We start from the raw sequence: 25,730 nt of genomic DNA on the forward strand, positions 1-25,730 counted from the left end.
CGCTACCGTCAGGCAGCTGCGAGCACGACGACCGCCGCGACGTCGACGCCGTTCTCGGCGAGCACGCGCACCGATTCGGTCACGGTTGCGCCGGTCGTCAGCACGTCGTCGACCAGGATCGCGCTCGCCCCGGGGGCCGGGACGGCGCCGGAGCGCAGCCGGACGGCGCCGCGTAGATTCCGGGCGCGGGCCCGGGCGTCGAGTCCGGCGGAGTCCCGTGCCGTCGCCGACGTCACCAGCAGCGGTGCGACCCGTACCCGTCGGCCCAGTGCGGGCGCCGCGTTCGCCGCCACCGCCGTGACGGGGTCCCCGCCGCGCCGCCGCGCCGTCATCCGGCGGGTCGGTGCCGGGATCAGGAGCAGCCGTTCGGCGTCGGGGAGCTCACCCCACCGGGCCAGCACGCGGACACCGAGCGCGAGGGCGGTGCCGAGGGGCCGGGCGAGATCGCGACGGTCGTGTTCCTTGAGCGCGATGATCGCCTGCCGATGCGGACCGCGGTACCGGCCCAGCGCCCAGACCGGGACGCCGGGCGCGACCCGAGGGTGGGCCGCGATGGGGGCGTCGGACAACGCGCGCTCGCATCGTCGGCACCACCGGGTACCTGGGCGACCGCACCCGCCGCAGACCATCGGGAACATCAGATCGGCTCCCGCCTCGAAGACCTCCCGGCGCCACGTCACGCGCCGACGGTAGTGCACCTCGCACAGGTGTGCGGGGCGGTGGGCGAGGGTGTGCACAACCGGGGCACGGGTGCTCGCGGGAGGATCTCGTGCCCGTTCGTCCCGACATGCCGACGCCGCGCCGCAAAACGTGGCCGATACCGGAACTTGCGGCTACGGTCGGGGGTACAGCAGGTTGCCGGAGGCCGTCGAGGTGTGCCGGCCACGACCGCTTTTGCCGGGAGGTGATGCCCCTGTCTTTGAGTGTCAGCTGTCAGCTGACATGGACACATCCTCGGTGCCGTTCGAATCGCCAGTGCGACAACAGATCACGGCGATTCAATCGGCTTCGGGACAATTCAGGAGGTAGTTGAATGTCCACAGTCATCCACCGCAAAGGCCAGCGCGAACCGAAGACCGCCGACCCACGGCCGACCGTGGAGGAGGGTCCCGCGCCCGACCGCCGATCAACCGAGAACGATTCCTACGATCCGGAATTCGCCTTCGTCCGCCCACCGGGAACGGTGGACGCCGACGAGCCGGCCGAACCCACCGCGAAGGTCGTGTTCAGCGGCCGCAACGTCGAGATCCCCGACCACTACCGCATCTACGTCGGCGACAAACTCGCTCGCCTCGAGCGATTCGATCCGACCATCTACCGATTCGACGTCGAGCTGAACCACGAGCGCAACCGGAGACAGTCCAAGGTCTGTCAACAGGTGGAGATCACCGCGACGGGCAAGGGGCCGATCGTCCGGGCGCAGGCCTGCGGCGAGAACTTCTACGCCGCCCTCGAACACGCGCTCGACAAGGTCGAGTCCCGGCTGCGCCGCGTCAAGGACCGCCGCCGCGTCCATCACGGCAACCGTCGGCCGCTCTCGGTCGCCGAAGCCACCGAGATCGGTGCGCCGCCCCTCCGCGACAACCAGCTCTCCGTGGACGGTTTCGTCGGTGATCCGAACTCGACGGCGGCCGACTCCGCCGAACGGTGGGACGACGGCGTGGAGGAATACACACCCGGTCAGATCGTCCGCGTGAAGGAGCACACGGCCGTGCCGATGACCGTCGACGACGCGCTCTACGAGATGGAACTGGTCGGCCACGACTTCTTCCTGTTCCACGACAAGGAGACCGACAAGGCGTCCGTCGTCTATCGCCGCCACGCCTTCGACTACGGGCTCATCAGGTTGACCTGACGCCCGAGCGGGCCCCGCAGGCGGTCATCCGGTCGATGTCCGACGATCCGATCAGGGTCTGCTCAGCTCACCTCGGTACCATGGGATCCGGTCTGTGCGTTCGCGCGGGCCGGATTCCGTGTGTTTTCTACAGGTGAGGGACTCGATCCACGGTGCTGAACAAGCTGTTGCGTGTCGGCGAAGGCCGCATGGTCAAGCGACTCGATGCGATCGCATCGCACGTCGAGACGCTGTCCGATGACGTCGAGGCGTTGACCGACGCCGAGTTGCGTGCCAAGACAGACGAGTTCAAAGAGCGCATCGCCGACGGGGCGTCGCTCGACGAGCTGCTGCCCGAGGCCTTCGCGGTCGCCCGCGAGGCGGCGTGGCGAGTGCTCGACCAGAAGCACTTTCACGTGCAGATCATGGGCGGGGCCGCGCTGCACTACGGGAACATCGCCGAGATGAAGACCGGTGAGGGCAAGACGCTCACCTGTGTGCTCCCGGCCTACCTCAACGCGCTCTCCGGCGACGGCGTGCACGTGGTCACCGTCAACGACTACCTGGCCAAGCGCGACTCCGAGTGGATGGGCCGCGTGCACCGGTTCCTCGGTCTCGACACCGCCGTCATCCTCACCGGCATGAGCTCGGCCGCGCGGCGCGAGGCCTACGCCGCCGACATCACCTACGGCACGAACAACGAATTCGGCTTCGACTACCTGCGCGACAACATGGCGCACTCGCTCGAGGACCTCGTCCAGCGCGGCCACTCGTACGCGATCGTCGACGAGGTCGACTCGATCCTCGTCGACGAGGCCCGTACCCCGTTGATCATCTCCGGCCCCGCCGAGGGGTCGAGCAAGTGGTACACCGAGTTCGCGCGGATCGCCCCGCTGCTCGAGCGCGACGTGCACTACGAGGTCGACATCAAGAAGAAGACCGTCGGTGTCCACGAGGCCGGCGTCGAGTTCGTCGAGGACCGCCTCGGCATCGACAACCTCTACGAGGCCGCCAACTCGCCCCTGGTCAGCTACCTGAACAACGCGATCAAGGTCAAGGAGCTGTTCCAGCGCGACAAGGACTACATCGTCCGCAACGGCAACGTCATGATCGTCGACGAGTTCACCGGCCGCGTGCTCGACGGGCGTCGCTTCAACGAGGGCCTGCACCAGGCCATCGAGGCGAAAGAGGGCGTCGAGATCAAGGCCGAGAACCAGACGCTCGCCACGATCACACTGCAGAACTACTTCCGCCTCTACGAGAAGCTGTCCGGGATGACCGGTACCGCCGAGACCGAGGCCGCCGAGTTCGACCAGATCTACAAGCTCGGGGTGCTGCCGATCCCGACCAACAAGCCGATGATCCGCAAGGACCAGGGTGACCTGATCTACAAGACCGAGGAGGCGAAGTTCGCCGCGGTCGTCGACGACGTCACCGAGCGCCATGCGACGGGTCAGCCCGTCCTGATCGGTACGACCAGCGTCGAGCGTTCGGAATACCTCTCCCGCCAGCTCAAGAAGCGCGAGATCCCGCACAGCGTCCTGAATGCGAAGTTCCACGAGCAGGAAGCGCAGATCATCGCCGAGGCGGGTCGGCTCGGCGCGGTCACCGTGGCCACCAACATGGCCGGTCGCGGTACCGACGTCGTGCTCGGCGGCAACCCCGACATCATCGCCGACACCCGGCTTCGCAAGGCCGGTCTCGACCCGGTGCAGACCCCCGACGAGTACGAGGCCGCGTGGGACGAGGCCATCGAGGTCGCCCGCACCGACGCCGCGAAGGAGGCCGAGGAGGTCCGCGCAGCCGGCGGTCTGTACGTGCTGGGCACCGAACGCCACGAGTCACGCCGTATCGACAACCAGCTGCGCGGCCGTTCCGGCCGCCAGGGCGACCCGGGTGAGTCGCGGTTCTACCTGTCGGTCGCCGACGAGCTCATGCGTCGATTCAACGGCGGTGCGCTCGAGGCGATCATGAACCGGCTGCCCGACGACGTCCCCATCGAGGCGAAGATGGTGACCAAGGCGATCCGCAGCGCGCAGACGCAGGTCGAGCAGCAGAACTTCGAGATGCGCAAGAACGTGCTCAAGTACGACGAGGTGATGAACGAGCAGCGCAAGGTCATCTACGCCGAGCGCCGCACCATCCTCGAGGGCGAGGATCACCACGAGCAGGTCAAGCAGATGGTCTCCGACGTCGTCGGGGCCTACGTCGACGGTGCGACCGCCGAGGGTTACGCCGAGGACTGGGATCTCGACGAGCTGTGGACCGCACTGCGTGCGCTGTACCCGATCGAGCTCGATCCGAAGGATGTCGTCGGTGAGTCCGAATACGGTGAGCGCGATGACATCTCGGCCGACGAGCTGCGCGAGAAGCTCGTCGCCGACGCGCGCGCCGCGTACGACACCCGTGAGAAGCAGATCGACGCGATCGCCGGCGAGGGCGCGATGCGACAGCTCGAACGGAGCGTGTTGCTGAGCGTGCTCGACCGCAAGTGGCGCGACCACCTGTACGAGATGGACTACCTGCGCGAGGGCATCCACCTGCGTTCGATGGCCCAGCGTGACCCGGTCGTCGAGTACCAGCGCGAGGGCTTCGACATGTTCCACGGCATGCTCGAGGGCTTGAAGGAAGAGACGCTGAGCATCCTGTTCAACGCGCAGGTGCAGACACAGCAGCCGGCGGCCGAGCAACCGCTCCCGAGTGCTGCCGACCTGCGCGCGGCCGTGGGCGCGGGTGCCCCGGCACCGGTGCCCGCTCCCGCTCCGGCCGCCGACTCCGGTGCTCAGGCCCCGGCCGCCCTGCGGGCCCCGACTCAGTCGGCGGACGCGGCGGTCACATACTCGGGCCCGGGCGAGGGCGGCGGTACGGTCGTGCACTCCGGGGAGGAGGAGCTCTCGGGCGCCGCGGAATCCGCCAGCCGTCGCGAGCGCCGCGCCGCGGCCCGCGCCACCACCAAGGGGTCCCGGCCGAAGCCGCCGAAGTCCAAGAAGCAGCGCCGCTGACCGGCGCCCCAAGCGGGTGCCGCCACCAGCAGTGACCGCCGACGGTCGGTCCCGGAGATGTCCGGGACCGACCGTCGACGTTTTTCTCGGATTCGATGGAACCGGGACGCCGCCCCGTGCGTCCAAATCCCATGCGTCCACTCCTGGCGGGTCCTGAACTCGCACCCACGAGCACGTCGCGGCCGCACGGATCGCGGCCGTCGCAGCAGACACCGCGGGTCCGGGTTCGTCCGGCGCCGCCGTACGAGCCCGCCGGTCCGGTGGTGGCAGCACCGCACGGCCTCGCGACTCCGACGGCCATCCGGCCGTTCCCGGGGTCGGCTCCGGGTGCCGGTTCGGCGCGCAAGACCGCGGTCGCCGCGGCCGAGGCCCGCCGCTTCACCGTTGCGATGTCCCGGCTGCTGTTCGAGGTGGTCGATCGGCGTCGCTCGGTCGCGCACCTCGGCGACGTCGTGTCGCCGGCGATCGCCGACCAGGTCGCAGCCCTCGTCCGGCACGACGCCTTTCGGATTCCGGAGTCGACCGGAACCGGGACGCCGGGGACCGTATCGACGCCGGTGGCGCAGATGTCGACCGGGAATGTGCTGCGGCGCGTGCACGTCCAGGTGTGCGATCCCAGCGCCGCAGAAGTGTTCGGCTCGTACGAGGGGGGTGGGCGGACCCGGGCGTTCGCGGGCCGCATCGAGCGCAAGCCGATCCGGGTCCGTGGCGCCGCGGACCCAGGCCGGCGATCGTTGGGTCGAGTGGAATACCGGTGGCAGCTGGTGGCCCTCGAGTTCGGCTGACGGGTAGCTCCTGCGCAGACCACGGAAATCCGCGTCGACGGCTACGATCGGCGTCGTGGTCACCCGTCTGTCGCCCCGCGACGCGATGTACTACTTCCTCGACGATTCGCGGTCCACGACCCACCTCGGGGCGTTGCTGATCGTCGATCCCGCGGCCGCGCAGGCGACCTCGGAGAACGCCGAACCGGGCGACACCGGATCCGAAGCGTCCGACGCGGCCAGGCGAGCGTCCCGGCAGTCGACGCTCGACTACGCGGGTCTGGTCTCGCTGGTCGAGAACCGCCTTCAACTCATCCCGCGGTATCGCCAGGTCGTCCGCGAGGTGACGCTCGGGCTCGCGCGCCCGGTCTGGGTCGACGACCCCGACTTCGACATCAACTTCCACATCCGTCGCGCGGGTCTGCCGCGGCCCGGTGGAGCCGTCGACGTCGACGAACTCGTCGCCCGGGTGATGTCGCGGCCGCTCGACCGCACGCGACCGCTCTGGGAGATGTATCTCATCGAGGGTCTCGCCGACGGCCGACTCGCGATCCTGACCAAGTCGCACCGATGCCTCATCGATGATGCGGGCAGCCGGGAGATCAGTGAGGTCATCTGCGACGACACCGAGACAGCGGAACCGCTGCCGGAGGAGTTGTGGATGCCGGGCAGGCCGCCGGGCGGCACCCATCTCGTCGCCGGTGCCCTCGCCGAGGCGCTCGCGCGTCCGGGCGACCTCGTGGACACGGTGCTCCACGGCAACGGAATCGTGTCCGAGATGCGGTCCGCCGTCGGCACGACCGTGCGGCGCGTGGGGGACGTGGTGTCGCAACTGACCGATTCGGCGCCACGCAGTCCGTTGAACAACGCGGGCACCACCACCCGGTCCTTCACCACCGTCGCACTGCCGCGACGGGGCTGCGCAAAGGTCGCCGAGCATCACGGTTGCACCATCAACGACGTCGAGCTGGCCATCATCTCCGGCGTCATGCGCAAGTGGATGCTGTCGTTCGATCCGGCCGAGGTCCCTGCCGACACCGTGCGGGTCGTCGTGCCGCTGTCAGCACGCGACCCGGGTGTCGAGCGCACGGCCGAGCCGGAACCCGGGTGGATCGGGGTCGGCAAACCGAGTTTCGTCACCGATCTGCCGGTGGGGGAGAGTAATCCGGCCGTTCGGCTGGCGCAGGTGGCCGGCCTGGCCGACCGATATGCGCAGTCGCCGCGCCGGATGACTCTCGGTCCCAGCCCGCTCTTCCCCGAACTGGGTGTGGTGCCGTTCCCGGAGATCAGCTCTCGGGCGTTCCGGTCGCTGAACAGCCGTGCGTACAACGTGCCGGTGGCGATGAGCACGTCGCCGGTGCCGGACCGTTTCGTCCTCGGCGCACCGGTGCGCCAGGTCTTCTCGATTCCCACCCTCGTGTCGCAGCGTGCGCTGGCGATCAGCGTCGTCGAGTACCGTGACCATCTGCACTTCGCCTTCGTCGCCGACCGCGGAGTCATCGCCGATCTGCCCGCGATGGCCGACTACGTCTTCGAGTCCCACGAAGAGTTGACCCAGAAGAGTTGACCCAGAAGAGCTGACCCAGAAGAGCTGACCCAGCCCCACCGCTGGCCGAACGGGAGTAGTTGACGAATGAGGGTGTACCTGCCGGCGACGTTGGCGATGCTGTTGCGGCTCGATACCGACGGCGAGTTCCGTCCGCTGGGCGGCACGGGATTCGCCCTGACGCCCGCGCTGCGTGAGGCCTTCGTCTCCGGGGACGACGAGGAGCTGTCCGAAGTCGCGCTGCGCGAGGCCGCGCGTGCGTCGTTGCGCCTGCTCGCCGGGGAGGCCCCGGAGGCCGGCGACCGCGAGTCCGAGTCCGAACTGGTCGCCGACGAGGCGGTCACCGACTCCGCGGACACCCCGCGTCTGCCGCCCCGGCGCGTGGTCGTCGCGGCCGACGTGGAGGACGTGACACTGCGTCCCGACCTGGACGACGCGGTGGTCAAGATCGCCGGGCCCGTCCCGGTGTCGGCGATCGCGTCGGTGCATGTCGACGTCGCCGAGGCGGAGCCGAAGGTCCGTGCGGCCGTGGTGGTCATCGACGCCGCCGACATGGGTGACCTCGATGCCGAACTCGCGGTCGGCGACGTCGAGGACTTCGATCTCGCGTGGTACGCGACTCAGGAACTGCCGTTCCTCCTCGAGCTGCTCTGAACCGAACCACTAACCTACGGTTGCGTAGGTTATGGTGGCTCCGACACGTTCCCCGACGTCGAAGGCGGTAAGTGAGATGGGTTTGCTCGAGAGGTTCGAGGAACCGGTTTCCGGCGTCGCGGCCCGCAGCCGCGGCTCGCAGTGGGCCCGCGCCGCGCTCACCCGGATCACGACGCCGCTCCTGCCCGACGACTATCTCCACCTGGCGAATCCGTTGTGGTCGGCCCGCGAGCTGCGGGGCAAGGTCGTCTCGGTGACCAAGGAGACCGAGGACACCGCGACGATCCGCATCCGGCCCGGTTGGGGCTTCTCGTTCGACTACGCCCCGGGTCAGTACATCGGCATCGGCGTCCTGATGGAGGGCCGCTGGGCGTGGCGTTCCTATTCGCTGACCTCGACCCCCGACTCGTCGGCGAACGACAAGACGATCTCGATCACGGTCAAGGCGATGCCCGAGGGCTTCTTGTCCAGTCACCTGGTCAACGGTCTCCGGCCCGGCACGGTCGTCCGGCTCGCCGCACCGCGCGGGGAGTTCGTGCTGCCGGACCCGTTGCCGGCGAAGGTTCTCTTCGTGACCGCCGGAAGCGGACTCACGCCCATCATCTCGATGCTGCGCACCGCACGACACCGCGACCAGCGCACCGACATCACACTCGTGCACTCGACGCCCACGCCGGCCGATCTGCTCTTCGCCGACGAACTCCGGGACCTGGCGGACAGCGGCGTCGTCGACCTGCACGTGCAGTACACGCGAACCGACGGGCAGATCACTCCCGACGTGCTGCCGTCCCTCTGCGCCGACTGGCGCGAACGTCAGACCTGGGCGTGCGGACCCGCCGGGTTCCTCGACGGCCTGCAGCGCCTCTACGCGGAGGCGCACCTGACCGAGCAGTTGCACATCGAGCGGTTCGCCCTCGAACGCGGCGTCGTCGGGGCCCAGGGCGGCACCGTCACGTTCTCGCGGTCCGGGAAGTCGGCGGTCGTCGACGGTGCGACCACGTTGCTCGAGGCGGGGGAGACCGCGGGCGCGATGATGCCGTTCGGATGCCGGATGGGGATCTGCCAGAGCTGCGTGGTCATGCTCGACAAGGGATGCGTGCGCGACCTGCGTTCGGGCGTCGAACACGTCGAGGGCGAGCGCATCCAGACCTGTGTTTCCGCCGCGGCGGGGGACTGCACCCTCGCCGTCTGAGCAGCGTCTTCGTCTCGTGTGGCTCGCGCGCATCGGTGAGCCGGTAGGGTGAACGACGTGCGTGGCGAGAGGAATCTGTTCTGTGGAAACGCCGGCGAAGGCACCAGTGACCGCTGAGGTCCCGGTCCCCAGCGAGATCCCCGTCCTGAGCGACGGAGGCGTCACCCTGCGGCCGCATGAGCCCCACGACCTCGACCGCATGGTCGAACTCGCGGCGGACCCGGCCATGATGCGGTGGACCCCGATACCGGCGCCCTACAGTCGTGCGGCAGCCGAGCGTTTCGCCCTCGATTACGCGCCGCGTAGCTGGGCGAAGGGCACCCGGATGTTGTGGGCCGTCGAATTCGACGGCCGGTTCGTCGGCACCGTCGACATCGAGGGCGAGGGACCACTCACCCGACTCAGCTACGACCTGCACCCCGACGCCCGAGGGTGGGGGGTGATGAAGCGCGCCGTCCTGCTGGCCGTCAACTACGCGTTCACCGAGGCGGACAAAGAGGTCGTCCGATGGACGACCGTCGCCGGCAACATCGACGCGCTGCGGGTGGCCCACTCCTGCGGTTTCCGTCTCGACGCCGCGGTCCCCAACGGCATCGAGGTGCGCGGTCACATACGCGACGCCTGGGTGGGATCGCTGCACGCAGGCGATCCTCAGCATCCCAAGACCGATTGGCGGACAGACGTGTTCGAGACCGAGCGCTTCCGCCTGCGGCCGCTCGCGGAGACCGACGATCCGCGCATCCGGGAGACGCTCGACGACCCGGTGTCGCGCAAGTATCTGTTCGCGCGCCCCGATCCGCTGGAACTCGAACACGCCGCGGCCGAACGCCTCCGCAAGTGGTGGACGGCCGCGCAGGGCACGACATGCACTTGGGCGGTGGCGGATCGCGAGACCGACGACTACCTGGGCGACATCACCCTGCTGCACATCGACGAGGTCACCGGCGCCGAGGCGGGTTTCTACACCCACCCCGAGGCCCGCGGCAAAGGCGTTTTGGGCGAGGCATTTCCGGCTGCGGTCCGGTACGCCTTCGACAAGCTGGGGTTCCGCCGCCTCACCCTCTTCGCCGCCGACAGCAACGAGGGCAGCAAGAAGCTCGCCCGCATCGCCGGCTTCCGCGAGTTCGGCACACAGAAACTCGCCGCCCGGTCCGACGGCGTCTTCGAGGACCTCGTGGGATTCGAGCTGTTCCGCGACGACTACGAGGCCGACCGCAAGGACTGACTAGTCCCGCCCCGTCGACCATCCTGTGTCTCGCGTCGATTGTGCAGCTTCCTCGCCGGCACGGAACCCGTTCCGTTGATCGGTTGAGTCCCGGTTCGTCACACTCACTGGACACGACGCCGTCGCCAACCTACGCTTGCGTAAGTTACGGAAACGTAGGCGTAGGCAGCGGTCGACACGCGCACCTCGAAGTCGCGCCATCGACCGACCACCGGCGAAGGGAACCACACGTATGGCGATCTCTGACATCCCCGAATACGCGCACCTGACCGAGTCCGACGTGGCCGCATTGGGAGCCGAACTCGACGCGATCCGCGCCGACATCGAAGCCGACCGTGGTGAGCGGGATGCGCGGTACCTGCGCAACACGATCCGGTTCCAGCGCGGGCTGGAGGTCACCGGCCGCGCCCTGCTGTTCGGTTCGACTCGGAAGTCGGCCTGGTGGGCGGGTGCGTGCGCCCTCGGCGTCGCGAAGATCGTCGAGAACATGGAGCTCGGGCACAACGTGATGCACGGGCAGTGGGACTGGATGAACGACCCGGAGGTGCACAGCACCACCTGGGAGTGGGACAACACCGACCCGTCGGCGCACTGGAAGCACACCCACAACTACATCCATCACAAGTACACGAACGTGCTGGGCATGGACGACGACGTGGGCTACGGACTGCTGCGCGTCACGCGCGATCAGCGGTGGCGTCCGTTCAACTACGGAAATCTCGTCTACAACACGATTCTCGCGCTCGCCTTCCAATACGGGGTCGCCGTGCAGCATCTCGAGCTGGGCAAGAAGCGCAAGACCCCGGAGGCTCAGGAAGAGTTCCGGCGCAATCGCAACGAGGTCCTGTCGAAGATCGGCAAGCAGGTCGCCAAGGACTACCTCGCGTACCCGGCGCTGGTCAGTGCCGCCACCGGGCACAAGGTCGGGTACGGCCGCGCGTACGCCAAGGCTGCGACCGCGACCGCGCTCGGCAACGTCATCCGCAACGTGTGGAGCAACGCAGTCATCTTCTGCGGTCACTTCCCGGACGGCGCGGAGAAGTTCACCAAGCAGGACATCGACAACGAGACGCAGGCGGAGTGGTACCTGCGCCAGATGCTCGGCAGCGCCAACTTCGACGCCGGATTTCCGCTGGCCTTCATGAGCGGGAATCTGTCGTACCAGATCGAGCACCACATCTTCCCCGATCTCCCCAGCAACCGGTACGCCGAGATCGCGGTACGTGTGCGCGCGCTCTGCGACAAGTACGACCTCCCGTACACCTCGGGTCCGTTCCCGGTGCAGTACGCGAAGGCGTGGCGGACCATCGCCAAGCTCTCGTTGCCGGACAAGTACCTGTCGGCGACCGCGGACGACGCACCCGAGACCGCTTCCGAACGCCGCTTCAAGCAGGGCCTGCCGGAAGGTGCGCGTCTGCAGGCGACGATCGACGAGACGACCGGCGCGCGCCGGGGACTCCGCTCGGCCATTGCGTCGCTCCGCTCCCGGCGGCGAGACCAGGGTTCGCTCCGCTCGCTTCGTTCCCGAATCGGTGTCGATACGTCGGCCGCCCGCTCCGACGAGCAGGCCGCCTGATCGGCGCAGGTCAGACGGCCGGCACACATCGAGACCAAGGCAGTGGCCCCGACAGGGGCATAATGAGGCGCAATGGCAATCACTGATATCAACGAGTACGCGCACCTGACCGACGCCGACGTGGAAGCACTCGGTGCCGAGCTCGACGCGCTCCGCCGTGAGATCGAGGCGGACCGCGGCATGCGCGACGTCCGGTATCTGCGGCGCACCATCTTGGCGCACCGTGCTCTCGAGGTCGCGGGCCGAGCGGCTCTCATGGGCAGCCGTTCCCGGCCGCTCTGGCTGCTGGGCACCGGAGCGCTCGCGCTGTCGAAGATCATCGAGAACATGGAGCTCGGGCACAATGTGATGCACGGGCAGTGGGACTGGATGAACGACCCGGAGGTCCACTCGACCACCTGGGAGTGGGACATGGTGTGCGCGGCGCCGCACTGGAAGCACTCCCACAACTACATCCATCACAAGTACACCAACGTCCTCGACATGGACCACGACGTCGGTTACAAGACGTTGCGGGTCACGCGGGACGAACCGTGGAAGCCCAAGCAGCTCCTCCAGCCGGTCACCAACATCCTCCTCGCGGCGCTGTTCGAGTGGGGCATCGGTTTGCACGACCTCGACATCAAGGACGCGATCTCGGGGAAGAAGCCCAAAGAGGTCGCGATCCCGCAGCTGAAGGTGTTCGCGCGCAAGGTCGGCAAGCAGTTGGCCAAGGACTATGTCCTGTTCCCCGCGCTGTCGGGACCGAATTTCAAGCACACGCTGACCGCGAACCTCAGTGCCAATCTGATCCGCAACGTGTGGGCCTACGTCGTCATCTTCTGTGGTCATTTCCCGGACGGCGCGGAGAAGTTCACCGCGGAGTCACTCGAGAACGAGACGCAGGGCCAGTGGTACCTGCGGCAGATGCTCGGTACGGCGAACTTCGACGCCGGGCCCGCGATGGCCTTCTTCAGCGGCAACCTGTGCTACCAGATCGAGCACCACCTGTACCCTGATCTGCCGAGCAACCGGTATGCCGAGATCGCGGTGCGGGTACGCGCTCTCTGCGACAAGTACGACCTTCCGTACACGACGGGATCGATTGTCGTGCAGTACCTTCAGACGCTGCGCACGATCAACAAGCTGGCCCTGCCCGACTCGTTCTTGCGCGACACCGCCGATGATGCCCCGGAAACCGCGTCGGAGCGGCGTTTCGCCGGGATGACCCCCCGCGCCGCCGGCCTCAAGACCGCGATCCGCGAGCTGCGCGCCCGGCGTCGCCGGCGGTAGCGCGCCACTCGGTCACTCCGGCGAACGGGGCTCCTCGGCCGCGTCGCCCTCGCCGCCGCTGACCGCCACCAGGAGGTGGCGCACGGCCATCGCGCGACGATACGAGTGGCCGGTCAGCTCGTCGAGCTTGCACTCGGGATCCGCCGGTGGGCCCAGATGTGTACAGCCGCGGGGACATTCCTCGATGGCGGCGTCCAGATCGTCGAAGGCGGCGACGATGTCGTCGGGTCCGACGTGCGCGAGTCCGAACGACCGGATGCCGGGTGTGTCGATGACCCAGCCACGCGGGCCGGCGTCGTCGGGCAGGGCCAACGCCACCGACTGGGTGGAGGTGTGCCGGCCCTTGCCGACTCCCGACACCACGCCGGTCGCCCGATATGCGTCCGGGACAAGACGATTGACCAGAGTGGACTTGCCGACCCCGGAGTGGCCGATGAACGCGGTGATCCGACCGCGCAACGTCGACAGGATCGCGTCGAGCGGGTCGTCGCGGCCCGCGCACACCACCGGCAGGTCGAGATCGGCGAAGGCCGCGGTGAATTCGGCGGGATCGGCGAGATCCGATTTCGTCAGGCACAGGATGGGGGACAGGCCGCCCACGTAGGCCGCGGCCAGTGCGCGTTCGACGAATCCGGTGCGCGGCGGCGGATCCGCCATGGCGGTCACGATGAGGAGCGCATCGGCGTTCGCCACGACGATCCGCTCGTAGGGGTCGGAGTCATCGGCGGTGCGGCGCAACACCGTTCGACGATCGGCCACCCGGACGATACGCGCCAGCGTGTCGGGCCGGCCGGACAGGTCGCCCACCAGCGACACGTCGTCGCCGACGACGATCGGGGTGCGACCCAGCTCTCGGGCGCGCATCGCGACGACGCGCCGATCCGGGTCGCCGTCGAGCACCACGCCCCAGCGACCGCGATCGACCGAGACCACCATGCCCTGCTCGGCGTCGTCGTGCGACGGTCGCGTCTTGGTGCGCGGTCGGGTGCCCTTCCCGGGACGGACCCGGACGTCGGATTCGTCGTAGCTCGCCGCGCGGCGACTCAACGGCGCGCCCGTCCTCGAGCGCTCATGCGCGCCCCAACATCTGCTGCCACATCCCCGGGAAGTCGGGCAGCGTCTTGCTCGTCGTCTCGATGTCGGCGACCACCACACCGGGTGTCACCAGGCCGACGATGGCTCCGGCGGTGGCCATCCGGTGGTCGGCGTAGGACTCCCAGGTTCCCCCGCGTAACGGGGAGCCGGCGGTGCCGGTGATGCGCAGTCCGTCGCCGGTTTCGACGCATGTCCCACCCAGGCGGGTGATCTCGGTGGTGAGCGCGGCGAGCCGGTCGGTCTCGTGGCCGCGGAGATGGGCGATCCCGGACAGTACCGACTCCCCGTCGGCGAGCGCGCACAGCGCGGCGATGGTGGGGGTGAGCTCGCCGATGTCCCGGAGGTCGAGGTCGACGGCCTTGAGTACCGCGGGTCCGCGAACCGACAGCGTGCCGTCGAGATGCTCGACGGCGCAACCCATCGCGGCGAGGACGTCCGCGATCCGCGCACCGGGCTGGGTGGTCACGGCGGGCCAGTACGGCACCCGCACGGTACCGCCGGTGACGGCTGCCGCGGCGAGGAACGCGGCCGCGTTCGACAGGTCGGGCTCGACCGTCCAGTCGACGGCCGCGATCGGCCCGGGAGCAACGCGCCAGACATTCGGTTCGGAGGTGTCGACGACGACGCCGGCCGTCGCCAGCATCTCCACGGTCATGTCGATGTGCGGGGTCGACGGGACGGCCGCGCCGACGTGCCGGACGACGACGCCGGCCTCGAACCGGGCCGCCGACAACAGGAGCCCCGACACGAATTGCGATGACCCGGATGCGTCGATGGTGACCTCGCCGCCGGGCACGGTGCCGGTGGCGTCGATGGTGAACGGCAATCGATCGCCGTCGACGGCGACACCCAGCCCGCGCAACGCGTCGAGGATGGTGGTCTGCGGCCGTTCGCGCGCGTGGGGATCGCCGTCGAAGACCACGCGCCCGGTGGCCAGGGCCGCGGCCGGCGGCAGGAACCGCATCACGGTCCCGGCGAGGCCGCAGTCGATCGCGGCACCCCGCAGGGGTCCGGGCACGATCGAGACCGTGGTCTCGCTCGCGGGGTCGATGCGGATCTCGGCGCCCAGGGCCTCGAGCGCGGCGAGCATCAGGTTCGTGTCGCGGCTCCGGAGGGTTCCACGGACGGTCGACGGCCCCTCGGCGAGGGCGGCGAGGACGAGAGCGCGGTTGGTGATCGACTTGGAACCCGGCAACTCCACGGTTGCATCCAGGCCGCCTCCGGCGGTTGCATCCAAGCCACCCTCGGTGATCGTCGGCGCGTTCCAGGAACTCATGGCGTCCAGTCTGTCATGGGGTGCTCACGTTCCCCGCCGCCGATGGGCCGTCCACGGCGGTGGGTTCCCGATCTATCGCGTGTCTTTGCGCAGCGGGTGATCGGCGGGGATCTGGACGACGATCAGGGTCCGGCCGTCGGGATCGGTCGCGTGCATCTCGATGAGACCCCACGGCTCGGTGCGCGGCTCGCGGGTCACGGGAACGCCGCGGTCGCGGAACTCGTCGGCGACGGCCTCGGCGTCCCGGACCTGAAGCCAGAGAACCGAATCGCTGGACGGGGCCGGCTCGTCGGTCTTCATGTGCGACGAGATCTCGATAAGCCCGTTGCCGGCGAAGAACACGACACCACCCGGATACTCGCGGTGGACCGGCAGACCGAGCCGCTCGCGGTAGAACGACTGCAGGCGTTCGGGATCGGCCGAGAGCAGGAGCACCCGGCTGGCCAGGACCTCCATCTATTGCCCCTCGGTGGTGCCGGCGGAGCCGCCCAGGGCGTGTCCGCGGTTGAGGTCGCTCCCGTGGCTCGCGGCCTCGTACGCGGCCCGTTCGCGGGCCAGCCGTTCCGTCTCGCCGATGGGCGTCGAATCGCCGAACGCGAACGCGGAATCGTGCGGCCACTCGTGCGGGAGGTCGGGGTCGACGATGCGCCCGTCGTCGTCGATCGGCTCGGGATAAGAACTGGGGGACATGGGTTCCACGATAGGCCGAACCGGGCGCGGTGCGCGGGATTCGGGAGCGGCCCGACCGTTGCGCGATCGTGCGGTCGTCGCAGTACAACCGCAAGATCAGCGGCCTAGCGTTGTCGTGGTCGGGCTACCGCACGATCACCGGGAGGGAATCATGACCAGCATCGAGCACCGGACCGAGCACCGAGACTTCGCCGAACCCGACGAGGTACGCACCTTCGGGCACGGGCAGGTGGAGCTACTCACCGTTGGGACGTCGGACATCGGCCGGCTGACCCTGGAGCCCGGCTGGCGATGGTCGGTCGACGTCAAACCGATCGCCGGTACCGAACTGTGTGAGGCACCGCATTTCCAGTATCACGTCTCCGGGGTCCTGCACATCGTGATGGCCGACGGCACCGAGTTCGACGCCGGGCCGGGATCGATCACGTCCCTGCCGTCCGGCCACGACGCCTGGGTGGTCGGCGACGAACCCGTGGTGCTCGTGGACTTCTACGGCGCCAGCAACTACGCCAAACAGCAGACCGGGTGACGGCCGACCACGGTCCGAACCGAGCCCGTCACGAACCGCGCCGCGAGAACCCGCCCGAGGTGTAGCCGTCCCAGGTGTCGAAGAGCCGCAACACCTTCGGGTCGCCGAGGCTCTTGATGTGATCGGCCAGGTCCTTGGGCGTGGCCGGATTGGTGACGATGAACGGGTGCAGCGACGAGTCGTGGTCGGCCAGGTAGCGAAGCGTGTCGGGCGGGGTGTCGGGGTCGGCGGCCGCCAACGCGTCACGCGGGTCGAAGGCGGCGGCGCGGACGCCGTCGGCGCCGGAGAGGTCGGTTGAACCGTCGGGTGCACCGACCACCGCGATGTCGCCGGTGTTGTGGTAGTCGACCGGATCGGCGGAGACGCTGCGCGTGTTCAGCAGGAGGTTCAACACGATCGCGGTGAGCGCACCCGCGGAGATCCCCGAATGGAAGATGGTCTGGAACCAGTCGGGGAACTGGGCGTAGAGATCCAGGACCACGTTGACCGGCGCCTCGCCGAGTTCGCGGTCGGTGTAGTAGATCTTGGCCTCGGTCAGCATGGCGACACCGACCGAGATCGCGACGACCAGGATGTTCGTGTTGTTCAGCTTCGCCTTCGCGAGCGTCCGGATGCCGCTGGCCGCGACCATGCCGAACAGGGCGACGCCGGCGCCGCCGAGTACCGGCAGCGGTATGCCCTCGACGACGGCGGCCATCTTGGGCAGCAGGCCGAGAACGACCAGGATCACCCCGGCGCAGGTCGCGACGTGTCGCGTCTTGACCCCGGTGATCGCGACGAGGCCGACGTTCTGCGCGAAGGCCGTGTAGGGGAACGTGTTGAACACGCCGCCGAGTGCGGTGCCCAGGCCGTCGGCGCGCATCCCGTCGGCCAGCTTGCGCGGGGTGATCTTCTTGTCGACGATCTCGCCGACGGCGACGATGTCGCCGGTGGTTTCGGTCATGATCACGACGCCGACGATGATCATCGAGATGATGGCGCTGACCTCGAAGGTGGGTGCGCCGAACTGGAACGGCTGCGGGATGCCGACCCACGGGTACTCGCCGACCTGATCCCAGTGCGTCATGCCGAACGGGATCGCGATCAGGGTGCCGACCGCCAGGCCGAGCAGGATCGACACCCGGCGGATCGCCGCGGGGGCGAATCGTTCGATGCCGATGATGACGGCCAGGGTGAGGAATCCGAAGGCGATGTTCTTCGGGTCGCCGAAGTCGGGGCCCGCGGCGGTGCCGCCGCCGAACCAGCCGGCCGCCACCCGCATCAGGGACACCCCGATGATGAGGATGATCGTCCCGGTGACCAGCGGCGGGAAGAAGCGGATCAGTCTCCCGACGATCGGTGCGACGGCGATCATGAACAACCCGCACGCGATGACCGACCCGTAGATGGCGGTGATGCCGTACGAGGTCCCGATGGTGATCATCGGGCCGACCGCGGCGAAGGTGACGCCCTGCATCAGCGGGAGTCGGACCCCGAACCGCCAGAACCCCACGGCCTGCAAGATTGTCGCGATGCCCGCCACGAACAGGTCCGCCATGATCAGGTGGACGATGTCACCCTGCTCGAGTTGGCCGGCGCCGACCATCGCGCCGCCGACGATGAGGGGTACCGCGACGGCCCCGGCGTACATGGCCAGGACGTGCTGGAGGCCGAGCGGGAACAGCTTGATGAACGGCGGGATCTCGTCCACCGGATGTGCGGCGGACGTTCCGTTCTTGACGACATCGAGAACCGACATGGTCGTCAGTTCTACGGTTCGCACGTTTCCGCGAAGGCGCGAGCGTGTATCCGCGACGTTTCCGCCAAGATATATCCGTGATGGCCACCGCCTCCCGCCGCAGCGCGGGAATCCTGCTCTATCGCCGGACGACGTCGGCCGACGGTGCCGCTGCCGTCGAAGTTCTCCTCGTGTTCCCCGGGGGTCCGATCTGGGCGCGTAAACCGGACGCGGGGTCGTGGTCGGTGCCCAAGGGGCTCGTCGAACCGGGCGAGGACGAGTGGGCCGCCGCGCGACGCGAGTACGCCGAGGAGATCGGGAGCCCGGTGCCCGACGCCCCGCCGATCGAACTCGGCGAGGTCAGATTGAAGAGCGGCAAGCGGGTGGTCGGATTCGCCGTGGAAGGCGACCTCGACGTCGTGTCGGTCGTCAGCAACACCTTCGAGCTGATGTGGCCGCCGCGGTCGGGGCGGATGCAGGCGTTCCCCGAGATCGACCGCGCCGAATGGTGTTCCGTCGATCTCGCGCGGACCCGGCTCAACCCCGCTCAGGTTCCCTTCGTCGACCGTCTGCTCGAGGCGCTGGGGTCCGCGGACCCGGCGTCACCGAGGAGGTAGGTGCGCGTCAGGTCTCGCCACAGCGGGAGATGCGGGTCGGTCAGCGGGTCGCGCCGGTCGATGAGGTAGGTGGTCGCCGCACCGCGCATGCTCGTCAGGAGCAGCGGGTAGAGGGCGGCGTAGCGCGGCGACGCGGTCAACTCGGGACCGAGGAACCCGGCGACCGCGCGCCGGACGGTCTGGCCGATCTCGCGTTCGGTGGGGAGCAGGGCCGTCCGCAGATTGGCATTGGTCCGTGCCGCGACCCACAACTCCATCGACGCGACGAAGTACGGCTGGTGGAACGTCGACCAGCCGACATCGGTGGCCAGCGCGATGCGCTCGACCGGATCGGCCGGCCACTCGACGTGGCTGGGCAGTTCGGCGATGCGGGTGCGGGCGAGGTGTCCGACGGCCGCCATCAGCAGGACGTCCCGCGACGGGTAGTGGTGCAACAACCGGCCCCGGCTCACGCCCGCCTCGTTCTGGATGGCGACCGTACTCGAGGCGGCGTATCCGCGATCGACGAGGACTCGGATCGCGGCATCGAGAATGCGGGTCTGCGTGACCCCGCTGCGTTGCTGCCGCGCGCGCGGGGCGCCGGGAGAGGTGGTCACACGAGGATCGTAGTTCGGCGCGGCGCGGATGACCCGCGGCCTCACACGTCGAGGATGTGCGGGAGGCCCGCGCGGTAGCGATCGCGGTCGATCTGTTTCAGCGGCTCGAGCATCGGCAGCTCCCAGAGCGGGAAGACGGTCGCCGCGCGGGCGGGGCTGTCGGCCGCGGCGATGATCGCGTTGGTCACTCGACGGCCGGATTCGTTGGCGCCCTCCATCGTCGCGAGATCGATGTTGCTCCGGACATGGTCGCCGCCGATGAACAGATTCGGAATCGACGTGTAGGCGTTCGGCCGGTTCTTGTACGAGCCGGCGGTGTTGACCATGAGCGGTGTGGCGTTGGCGATGGACGGCGACCAGGTGATCCCGGGGTCGAGGGACCAGGTGACGATCTCCTCCGAACGCAGGAGCTTCCGGGCCCCCGAGTTCATCGCTCGGCTCATCTGGGCCCACACTTCCCGCGCGATCTCTTGCCGGGTGCACTGTTTGGCGGGTTTGCCGTAGAGGATGCCTGGCTTCTCCCACTCCGAGATGTCAATGGACAGACAATCTTTCACCCGGCCGTCACCGTAGGTGCGCGCGAAGTCGACGTTCCAGGGGCGGGCCTGGAACAGGCCGGTCAGAGCCCAGGGGGTACCCAGCGCGGCGATGTGGCTCGGCGGCATGTCGGCGCGCCGGGACAGGAAGTACTGGATGCCGACCATCCAGTCGTCCTTGAGAGCGTGGATACCGGCCAGCGACGGGTCGGCCGTGACCAACTCGGGCGACAACAACGGACGGAGGCGATCGATGGGCATCGCGGCGACATACCAATCGGCATCGACCGGAGCGCCGGAGGTGAGTTGCGCTCCACTGATCCGGCCGCGCGCCAGATTCAGTCGCGCCAGGCCGGTCCCCATCTCGAAGCGGACGCCGCGACCGCGGAGGTGGGCCACCCACGGGTCGATCCACGCATGATTGGTGGGGCGGTTGAGGATTCGGTCGACGCCGCCGTGTACGAGCCCGGCGTCGTATCCGCTGATCAATCCGGTCGCCGACGTGGCCAGTGCCAGTCCGATCTGGCCGATCGTCCGTGCCGAGGCGGTGTCGGGTTTGGCGGCGACAAGCGCTCGCGTGAGGGCGCCCACGAGATATCGCTGATACGCCCGTGACTTGCCCTTGGACTTCACGAACTGCATCCAGGACTGATTCTCCCACTGGCCGATTCGACGCTCGGTGCAACTGGTCGCGATGATCAGCTCGCGGGTGACGAAGAACGCGAGTTCGGGAGGCGGCACATCGACGACGAACTTGAGTCCGGTCATGAACGCGTTGCGCAGGTTGTCCAGCGTCACGATCTCGTTCGCGTGCTGGACGAAACCCATGATCGATGCCGGAGCGGTGGTCGGGGCATACCCGGCGTCGTCGAAGGCGATGACCGCCGACTCGACGTCGATGAGGTGACGGTCACGAACGTTGCTGTTGTTGACGGGGATTCGCTCCATGGTGTCCGGCACGTGCTGGTAGCAACCCGGGAAGAACCGGAAACCGTGCTCGCCGGGGAGTGCGAGGCGACCCCCCGTGCGGGGCCGGGGACGTCGTGGCTGTAGGCCTTGCCGCCGAGGCGCGACGGCTCGTAGACCGTGACCCCGAAGCCGCGCTCGACGAGTTCGTGCGCGGCGGACAAGCCGGCCATCCCGCCGCCGAAGATCGCGACGTCGCGTCCGCGGCCGGTGCCGTGTCGTGGCACCGCACGCGCAGAGGGAACCGTGACGCCCGGTAGGGCCACTGCGGTACCGGCCAGGACTGCGGCGGCAGCCGATCCGCGCAGCATGGACCGCCGCGGAAAGCTGTTCGGCGAGTTGCTGTTCGAAGTGGAAGTGGCGTCCGACATCCCCATGACCCCTTTGTCGACGACTGTCCGCGACGGTAGAGAACAGTCAGCGTTGACTTATCTGCTGTGATGTCTACCACAGCGTCAAAGTGGGTCGGACGGTTTTGGTGAATCGTCTCACGGGGTGCTCCGACGCGCCCCGCGGCTGACTACGACGGTTCGCGGCCGATGAGGGTGCGTTGGCGAAAGTACTCGTGCAAACCGTCGAAAACGGCATCCGAGACCGACAGCGTGTGTTCGTCGTCGCCGATGAGGAAGAGGCCGCGCAACACGACATCGAGGCCCGGCGCTTCCGGAGCGTCGTAGCGGTCGTCTTCGATGTCGGCTTCGTGGATGATCTCTGCGATCGCCCACAGGACCTGGTCGCCCACCTCACGACGGCCCCGCCGGTTCGGTCTCGAGGAGTCGGTCGGCCAGTGTGCGAAGTGCTTGTCGGGCGGTCTCGCGCGACTCTGTCGGAAAGTGGTCCCGTCGGGTGATCTCACGGAACCTGCGACGTAGGACGCCGAGCTGTTTCGCGGGGTCGGCATGGTCGTCCGCCTGCTGCGCCTCGTCGACTATGTCCGCGTACTCGGCTCCGCGGGCCGACTGGAGTTCGGCGCGGATGCGTTCGAACTCGGCCGGGTTGGTGGGCGCGGCCGACCAGACCTCGTGGTTGCATCTGCTGGGAGCCGCACGATCGCGGCGACGTGGGCACGTTGGTGCGTGGTGGAAGGGGTGCGAGTGGCGATGTCGGAGAGATCCGGTCGACCCGGGAGTTCGGATGCGTCGAGACGTGCGGACGGTCCGCCGGAGGCCGAAGGGTCGGCGGCCGTCGAGTCGGGTGACCACGTCGACCCGACCGCGGGGGTCTCGCTGCGGACCGCGACCCGCGCGTGGTTCCTGATCTCGCTGCAGACCTTCGGGGGTCCCGCGGGTCAGATAGCGGTGATGCAGCGAGCACTGGTCGACGACCGGCGCTGGATCGGCCAGCGCCGGTTTCTCCACGCCCTCAACTACTGCATGCTGCTGCCCGGGCCCGAAGCCCAGCAATTGGCCATCTACGTGGGTTGGCTGCTCAACGGAACCGCCGGTGGGCTGATCGCGGGCATCCTGTTCGTCCTGCCCGGGGTGATCGCGATACTCGGGCTGTCGGCGATCTACGTCGCCTTCGGCGCGACGACCATCGTGGCGGCCCTGTTCGCCGGCATCGGCCCCGCGGTGCTCGCCATCGTCGCCCAGGCGGTCACGCGGGTGAGCAAACGGGCGCTCACCGGGCCGGTGCAGATCGCGATCGCGGTCGCTGCGTTCATCGCCCTGGCGGTCTTCGCTGTCCCATTCCCGATGGTCATCGCTGTGGCCGGCGTCCTGGGCTGGCTGACCGGCCGCCGTGTCGTCGCTGCCCAGAAGGAGGTCGCCGACGACGGGCCCGCGCCGATCATCGCCGACGACGCGATCCACACGGCATCCCCGAGCTGGCGTCGCGCCGGGTTGGTGCTCGGTGTCGGTGCGCTGGCCTGGATCATCCCGATGGGCATCGTCGTGGCGACCACGGGGACGGGCAGTGTGTTCACCCAGCAGGGCACGTTCTTCACGTGGACCGCCCTCATCACCTTCGGCGGCGCCTACGCCGTCCTGGCCTACATCGCCCAGCAGGCGGTCGAGGTCTACGGCTGGGTCACGCCGGGTGAGATGGTGCGCGGACTCGGACTCGCCGAGACGACCCCCGGCCCTCTCATCATGGTCGTCCAGTTCGTCGCGTTCCTCGGCGCCTATCGCGATCCGGGCGGTCTCGACCCCTGGGTCGCGGCGACCATCGGCGCACTCCTGACCACCTGGGTCACGTTCGTGCCGAGTTTCGTGTTCATCTTCCTCGGCGCGCCGTTCATCGAGAAGCTCCGCAACAACCGGCATCTGACGTCCGCGCTGAACGGCGTCACCGCCGCGGTGGTCGGCGTGATCGCCAATCTCGCACTGTATTTCGCACTGCACACGCTGTTCCGGGACACCACGGTCGTCACCGCCGGGCCGTTGCACCTCGCGGTCCCGCATCTCGACACCCTGCGTCCGTTGGCCGTGGTGATCACCGTGATCGCCTTCGTCCTGATCTATCCGCTCAAGCAGTCGGTGCTCCGGACCCTCGGCATCTGCGCGGTGCTCGGCCTGCTCGCCGCCGCCGTCGGCCTGCCCCTGACCTGAACGACCCTGACCTGAACGACCCTGACCTGAACGACCCTGACCTGAACGGGTGTCGTCAGGGCACGAGGAACGGGCGGATCCAGTCGGGCGAGACATCACGGGCGACGCCGGCCGCGGTCTCCTCGTCGACGTCGACGAGAGGGTAGTGCTCGGCGCCCGCCGCGGTGGCGAGGATGAGTGTGGTGACGCCCGCCCGGCGCTGGAAGAGCGACGTACGGCTGGCCCAGCCGATCACACCGTCCCGGTCGACGACGATGCGTTGCCGCGCGACGCTCGGCGGTGCGATGACCACCGAGCGAGAGGTCAGCCGATGCCCGAGGTGCCGGGCGCGGACGACACCGAGCGCGGTCGAGCCGAGAACGGCGACGACCCCCACCGCCAGCCATGGTGTCGGGAGGGCGTGCGTGAGTATCGCGACGCAGATGACGATGAACACCACTGCGCCGGACAGGAATCCGCGGTTGATCCGACGTCGCCCGGCGGTGACGCCGTGTCCGACGAGCGGCGTGGTGAGCTCGGTGCGTTCGTCGGTGACCAGACCGGCCACCCGCATCGCCTCGTCGATCGGTGCCGGTGGCAGCAGAAGCGGGTGCTTGGTGCTGCCGGTGGCGATCGCCTGCAGGCGAGCGCCTTTGAGTGGGCGCATGAGGACCGGCTCGGTGAGGTGACTGCCGCGGATGCGCCGTTCGTCGAAGCTGATCGCGTTGGTGGTCAGCAGTCCGCGTTCGGTGCGCAGGGTCCCGTCGGGGGAGCGGAGGAGCCGGAAGTTCCAGTAATTCAGGACGTACCCCAGAACGGACAGGATGCCGCCGACGACGATCACGAGCAGACAGGCACCCAGCACGACGAGTCCGATCGCGGTCTCGCGGATGGAGTCGACGGCGTCGCGCGCGAATCCGATCCCCTCCGTGAAAACCCCGGCGTCGTTGGCGATCTGCGCGGCGAGGCCGGCGGCGCCCGCGGCCAGTGCGAGCCCGGCGACGGAGAAGGGGGAGTAGCGCAGCCACGAGGTCTGGAACCGTGCCAGGACCGTGGGGTCCTCGGCCGCCACCGGGGCGGTCGGGTCGTCGGGGTCGGTGCCGGCGGGCGCCGACGGTCCCCGCAGGATGCGCGTGGCCATCAGATTGTCGTGCAGCGCCCGCGCCTCGTCGACGGTGAGTGCGGTGAGGACGACCGCCGACGACTCGTCGTCCCCTCCGGTGCCGATCTTGACCTTCTGCAGTTTCAGCACGCGGTGAACCGGGGACGCGGTGAGGTCGACGCTGCGGATGCGGTCCCGGCGCGCGGTCGCGACCTTGCGTGTGACGAGCCCGCTGCGCACCCGGACGTGCTCATCGGTGACCTGGTAGCGCGTGGTCAGCCAGGGCACCACCGTCACGAAGGGCACGATGACCGCGGTGGCGATCAGGGTGAACAGCGGCGCGCCCGAGCCGGCGAAGACCAGCGCGATCACGACCGGGATCAGTGAGGGCAGGAGCTCGACGGGTTTGACGGCCATCATCCACGGCGACAACCGGTGCCAGTCCTCCGGCCCGTCGACGGCGAACGGCTCAGGTCGCGTCATCGGTGAAAGCCTGTGTGCGGATGGTCAGATCGGCGGCGGTCGTCCGTGCGACCTCCGCGTCGAGACCGGCGATGTGGATCGTCCCGGCCGACGACGCCGTGGTCACGGTGAGGGTCGCCAGCCCGAGGAACTGTTCGATCGGCCCGGCCTCGGTGTCGACCACCTGGATCCGGGCGATCGGGATGATCACGCGGTGCCGGACGAACCAGCCCGATTGCGAGTACACCGCGTCGTCGCTGACCTCCCAGCGGTGAAAGCGGTAACGCCACTGCGGGACAATCGCGACCCAGGCGACGGTCACGACGACCACCGCGACCGCGGCGAGCACCGCGATCCATCGCGTCTGGTCGACGACGACGGCCACCACGACGGCGGCGACCACGCCCAGGACCCCGAGGACGAGCGGGCCGATGCGCCACAGGGTCTTGGCGCGTGGATCGACACTGTTGACCGGGTCACGCAGGGTGGGGTGCACCGGCACGGTCGGATCAGATGAGGGCTCCATTGCCGCCAGTCTAGGGGTGGATTCC

At 68.6% G+C, this 25,730-nt stretch carries 22 protein-coding genes and 1 pseudogene; 12 read left to right on the plus strand and 11 right to left on the minus strand.

What is annotated here, in order from left to right:
* Positions 1–8: 8 nt before the first annotated feature.
* Positions 9–638 carry a ComF family protein gene (locus tag FFS52_RS19470; protein ID WP_137810668.1) on the minus strand — a complete coding sequence of 210 codons (630 nt, stop codon included), beginning with the start codon at positions 636–638 and terminating at the stop codon, positions 9–11.
* A 395-nt stretch (positions 639–1,033) separates the two neighbouring features.
* On the opposite strand from FFS52_RS19470, the gene raiA reads away from it, so the two are divergent.
* From raiA to FFS52_RS19515, 9 genes are all read left to right on the plus strand, one after another.
* Positions 1,034–1,855, plus strand: a complete 822-nt coding sequence (raiA, locus tag FFS52_RS19475; RefSeq protein ID WP_068970071.1) for a ribosome-associated translation inhibitor RaiA — start codon at positions 1,034–1,036, stop codon at positions 1,853–1,855.
* A 152-nt stretch (positions 1,856–2,007) separates the two neighbouring features.
* A complete protein-coding gene (gene secA / locus FFS52_RS19480; RefSeq protein WP_137810658.1) occupies positions 2,008–4,836 on the plus strand; it encodes a preprotein translocase subunit SecA in 2,829 nt (942 codons plus the stop codon).
* A gap of 263 nt (positions 4,837–5,099) precedes the next feature.
* Entirely contained in the window at positions 5,100–5,621 is a 522-nt protein-coding gene (locus tag FFS52_RS19485) for an Rv3235 family protein (protein WP_349291571.1), read from the plus strand.
* Positions 5,622–5,676: 55 nt separating this feature from the next.
* Positions 5,677–7,167: a wax ester/triacylglycerol synthase domain-containing protein gene (locus FFS52_RS19490; RefSeq protein WP_065631847.1), complete on the plus strand. Its 1,491-nt coding sequence runs from the start codon at positions 5,677–5,679 to the stop codon at positions 7,165–7,167.
* A gap of 66 nt (positions 7,168–7,233) precedes the next feature.
* On the plus strand, positions 7,234–7,800 hold the full coding sequence (locus tag FFS52_RS19495) for a hypothetical protein (protein WP_058251938.1): 567 nt from the start codon (positions 7,234–7,236) through the stop codon (positions 7,798–7,800).
* A 76-nt stretch (positions 7,801–7,876) separates the two neighbouring features.
* Positions 7,877–8,992, plus strand: coding sequence for a ferredoxin reductase (locus FFS52_RS19500; RefSeq protein WP_137810660.1), 1,116 nt, complete (start codon positions 7,877–7,879; stop codon positions 8,990–8,992).
* Between the two features lie 106 nt (positions 8,993–9,098).
* Positions 9,099–10,217 carry a GNAT family N-acetyltransferase gene (locus FFS52_RS19505; protein WP_137810661.1) on the plus strand — a complete coding sequence of 373 codons (1,119 nt, stop codon included), beginning with the start codon at positions 9,099–9,101 and terminating at the stop codon, positions 10,215–10,217.
* Positions 10,218–10,449: 232 nt separating this feature from the next.
* Positions 10,450–11,793 carry a fatty acid desaturase gene (locus tag FFS52_RS19510; RefSeq protein WP_065631850.1) on the plus strand — a complete coding sequence of 448 codons (1,344 nt, stop codon included), beginning with the start codon at positions 10,450–10,452 and terminating at the stop codon, positions 11,791–11,793.
* Between the two features lie 72 nt (positions 11,794–11,865).
* Positions 11,866–13,065, plus strand: coding sequence for a fatty acid desaturase (locus tag FFS52_RS19515; RefSeq protein ID WP_065631851.1), 1,200 nt, complete (start codon positions 11,866–11,868; stop codon positions 13,063–13,065).
* Positions 13,066–13,077: 12 nt separating this feature from the next.
* On the opposite strand, the gene rsgA is transcribed toward FFS52_RS19515, so the two are convergent.
* From rsgA to FFS52_RS19535, 4 genes are all read right to left on the minus strand, one after another.
* Positions 13,078–14,112, minus strand: coding sequence for a ribosome small subunit-dependent GTPase A (gene rsgA, locus FFS52_RS19520; RefSeq protein WP_068970078.1), 1,035 nt, complete (start codon positions 14,110–14,112; stop codon positions 13,078–13,080).
* Between the two features lie 22 nt (positions 14,113–14,134).
* On the minus strand, positions 14,135–15,436 hold the full coding sequence (gene aroA, locus FFS52_RS19525) for a 3-phosphoshikimate 1-carboxyvinyltransferase (protein WP_137810662.1): 1,302 nt from the start codon (positions 15,434–15,436) through the stop codon (positions 14,135–14,137).
* A gap of 72 nt (positions 15,437–15,508) precedes the next feature.
* On the minus strand, positions 15,509–15,892 hold the full coding sequence (locus tag FFS52_RS19530) for a VOC family protein (RefSeq protein ID WP_058251932.1): 384 nt from the start codon (positions 15,890–15,892) through the stop codon (positions 15,509–15,511).
* Positions 15,893–16,126 carry a hypothetical protein gene (locus FFS52_RS19535; RefSeq protein WP_078113382.1) on the minus strand — a complete coding sequence of 78 codons (234 nt, stop codon included), beginning with the start codon at positions 16,124–16,126 and terminating at the stop codon, positions 15,893–15,895.
* Positions 16,127–16,277: 151 nt separating this feature from the next.
* Here FFS52_RS19535 and FFS52_RS19540 point away from each other — a divergent pair, with 151 nt between their 5' ends.
* Positions 16,278–16,655, plus strand: a complete 378-nt coding sequence (locus FFS52_RS19540) for a cupin domain-containing protein (protein WP_078113335.1) — start codon at positions 16,278–16,280, stop codon at positions 16,653–16,655.
* 28 nt (positions 16,656–16,683) lie between these two features.
* On the opposite strand, the gene FFS52_RS19545 is transcribed toward FFS52_RS19540, so the two are convergent.
* Positions 16,684–18,393: a nucleobase:cation symporter-2 family protein gene (locus FFS52_RS19545; RefSeq protein ID WP_137810663.1), complete on the minus strand. Its 1,710-nt coding sequence runs from the start codon at positions 18,391–18,393 to the stop codon at positions 16,684–16,686.
* A 77-nt stretch (positions 18,394–18,470) separates the two neighbouring features.
* Between FFS52_RS19545 and FFS52_RS19550 the strand changes: the two genes are divergently transcribed.
* Complete coding sequence (locus FFS52_RS19550) at positions 18,471–18,989, plus strand: NUDIX domain-containing protein (protein WP_137810664.1); 519 nt, start codon at positions 18,471–18,473, stop codon at positions 18,987–18,989.
* On the opposite strand, the gene FFS52_RS19555 is transcribed toward FFS52_RS19550, so the two are convergent.
* The 3 genes and pseudogenes from FFS52_RS19555 to FFS52_RS19565 all read right to left on the minus strand — a co-directional run bounded on the left by FFS52_RS19555 (position 18,920) and on the right by FFS52_RS19565 (position 21,829).
* Complete coding sequence (locus tag FFS52_RS19555; RefSeq protein WP_137810665.1) at positions 18,920–19,585, minus strand: TetR/AcrR family transcriptional regulator; 666 nt, start codon at positions 19,583–19,585, stop codon at positions 18,920–18,922. The genes FFS52_RS19550 and FFS52_RS19555 overlap by 70 nt on opposite strands.
* A 41-nt stretch (positions 19,586–19,626) precedes the next feature.
* Positions 19,627–21,458, minus strand: a pseudogene (locus tag FFS52_RS19560) (FAD-dependent oxidoreductase).
* Positions 21,459–21,607: 149 nt separating this feature from the next.
* Positions 21,608–21,829, minus strand: coding sequence for a chromate resistance protein ChrB domain-containing protein (locus FFS52_RS19565; protein ID WP_249356502.1), 222 nt, complete (start codon positions 21,827–21,829; stop codon positions 21,608–21,610).
* Positions 21,830–22,181: 352 nt separating this feature from the next.
* Between FFS52_RS19565 and chrA the strand changes: the two genes are divergently transcribed.
* Entirely contained in the window at positions 22,182–23,636 is a 1,455-nt protein-coding gene (chrA, locus tag FFS52_RS19575; RefSeq protein WP_137810666.1) for a chromate efflux transporter, read from the plus strand.
* 55 nt (positions 23,637–23,691) lie between these two features.
* Here chrA and FFS52_RS19580 read toward each other — a convergent pair whose 3' ends face one another.
* Both FFS52_RS19580 and FFS52_RS19585 read right to left on the minus strand, forming a co-directional pair.
* Positions 23,692–25,200, minus strand: a complete 1,509-nt coding sequence (locus FFS52_RS19580) for a PH domain-containing protein (protein WP_078113337.1) — start codon at positions 25,198–25,200, stop codon at positions 23,692–23,694.
* Positions 25,187–25,705, minus strand: a complete 519-nt coding sequence (locus tag FFS52_RS19585; protein ID WP_078113338.1) for a PH domain-containing protein — start codon at positions 25,703–25,705, stop codon at positions 25,187–25,189. Before FFS52_RS19585 ends, FFS52_RS19580 begins: the two co-directional genes overlap by 14 nt.
* Positions 25,706–25,730 lie beyond the last annotated feature (25 nt).

Source organism: Gordonia sp. ALPHA1B1 (assembly GCF_005502615.1).
Lineage (GTDB): Bacteria > Actinomycetota > Actinomycetes > Mycobacteriales > Mycobacteriaceae > Gordonia > Gordonia hongkongensis.

Coding starts and splice junctions, on each gene's coding strand:
- FFS52_RS19470 (WP_137810668.1), bottom strand. CDS start 638: ATGTTCCCGATGGTCTGCGGCGGGTGCGGTCGCCCAGGTACCCGGTGG.
- raiA (WP_068970071.1), top strand. CDS start 1,034: ATGTCCACAGTCATCCACCGCAAAGGCCAGCGCGAACCGAAGACCGCC.
- FFS52_RS19495 (WP_058251938.1), top strand. CDS start 7,234: ATGAGGGTGTACCTGCCGGCGACGTTGGCGATGCTGTTGCGGCTCGAT.
- FFS52_RS19500 (WP_137810660.1), top strand. CDS start 7,877: ATGGGTTTGCTCGAGAGGTTCGAGGAACCGGTTTCCGGCGTCGCGGCC.
- FFS52_RS19510 (WP_065631850.1), top strand. CDS start 10,450: ATGGCGATCTCTGACATCCCCGAATACGCGCACCTGACCGAGTCCGAC.
- FFS52_RS19515 (WP_065631851.1), top strand. CDS start 11,866: ATGGCAATCACTGATATCAACGAGTACGCGCACCTGACCGACGCCGAC.
- aroA (WP_137810662.1), bottom strand. CDS start 15,436: ATGAGTTCCTGGAACGCGCCGACGATCACCGAGGGTGGCTTGGATGCA.
- FFS52_RS19530 (WP_058251932.1), bottom strand. CDS start 15,892: ATGGAGGTCCTGGCCAGCCGGGTGCTCCTGCTCTCGGCCGATCCCGAA.
- FFS52_RS19535 (WP_078113382.1), bottom strand. CDS start 16,126: ATGTCCCCCAGTTCTTATCCCGAGCCGATCGACGACGACGGGCGCATC.
- FFS52_RS19540 (WP_078113335.1), top strand. CDS start 16,278: ATGACCAGCATCGAGCACCGGACCGAGCACCGAGACTTCGCCGAACCC.
- FFS52_RS19545 (WP_137810663.1), bottom strand. CDS start 18,393: ATGTCGGTTCTCGATGTCGTCAAGAACGGAACGTCCGCCGCACATCCG.
- FFS52_RS19580 (WP_078113337.1), bottom strand. CDS start 25,200: ATGACGCGACCTGAGCCGTTCGCCGTCGACGGGCCGGAGGACTGGCAC.
- FFS52_RS19585 (WP_078113338.1), bottom strand. CDS start 25,705: ATGGAGCCCTCATCTGATCCGACCGTGCCGGTGCACCCCACCCTGCGT.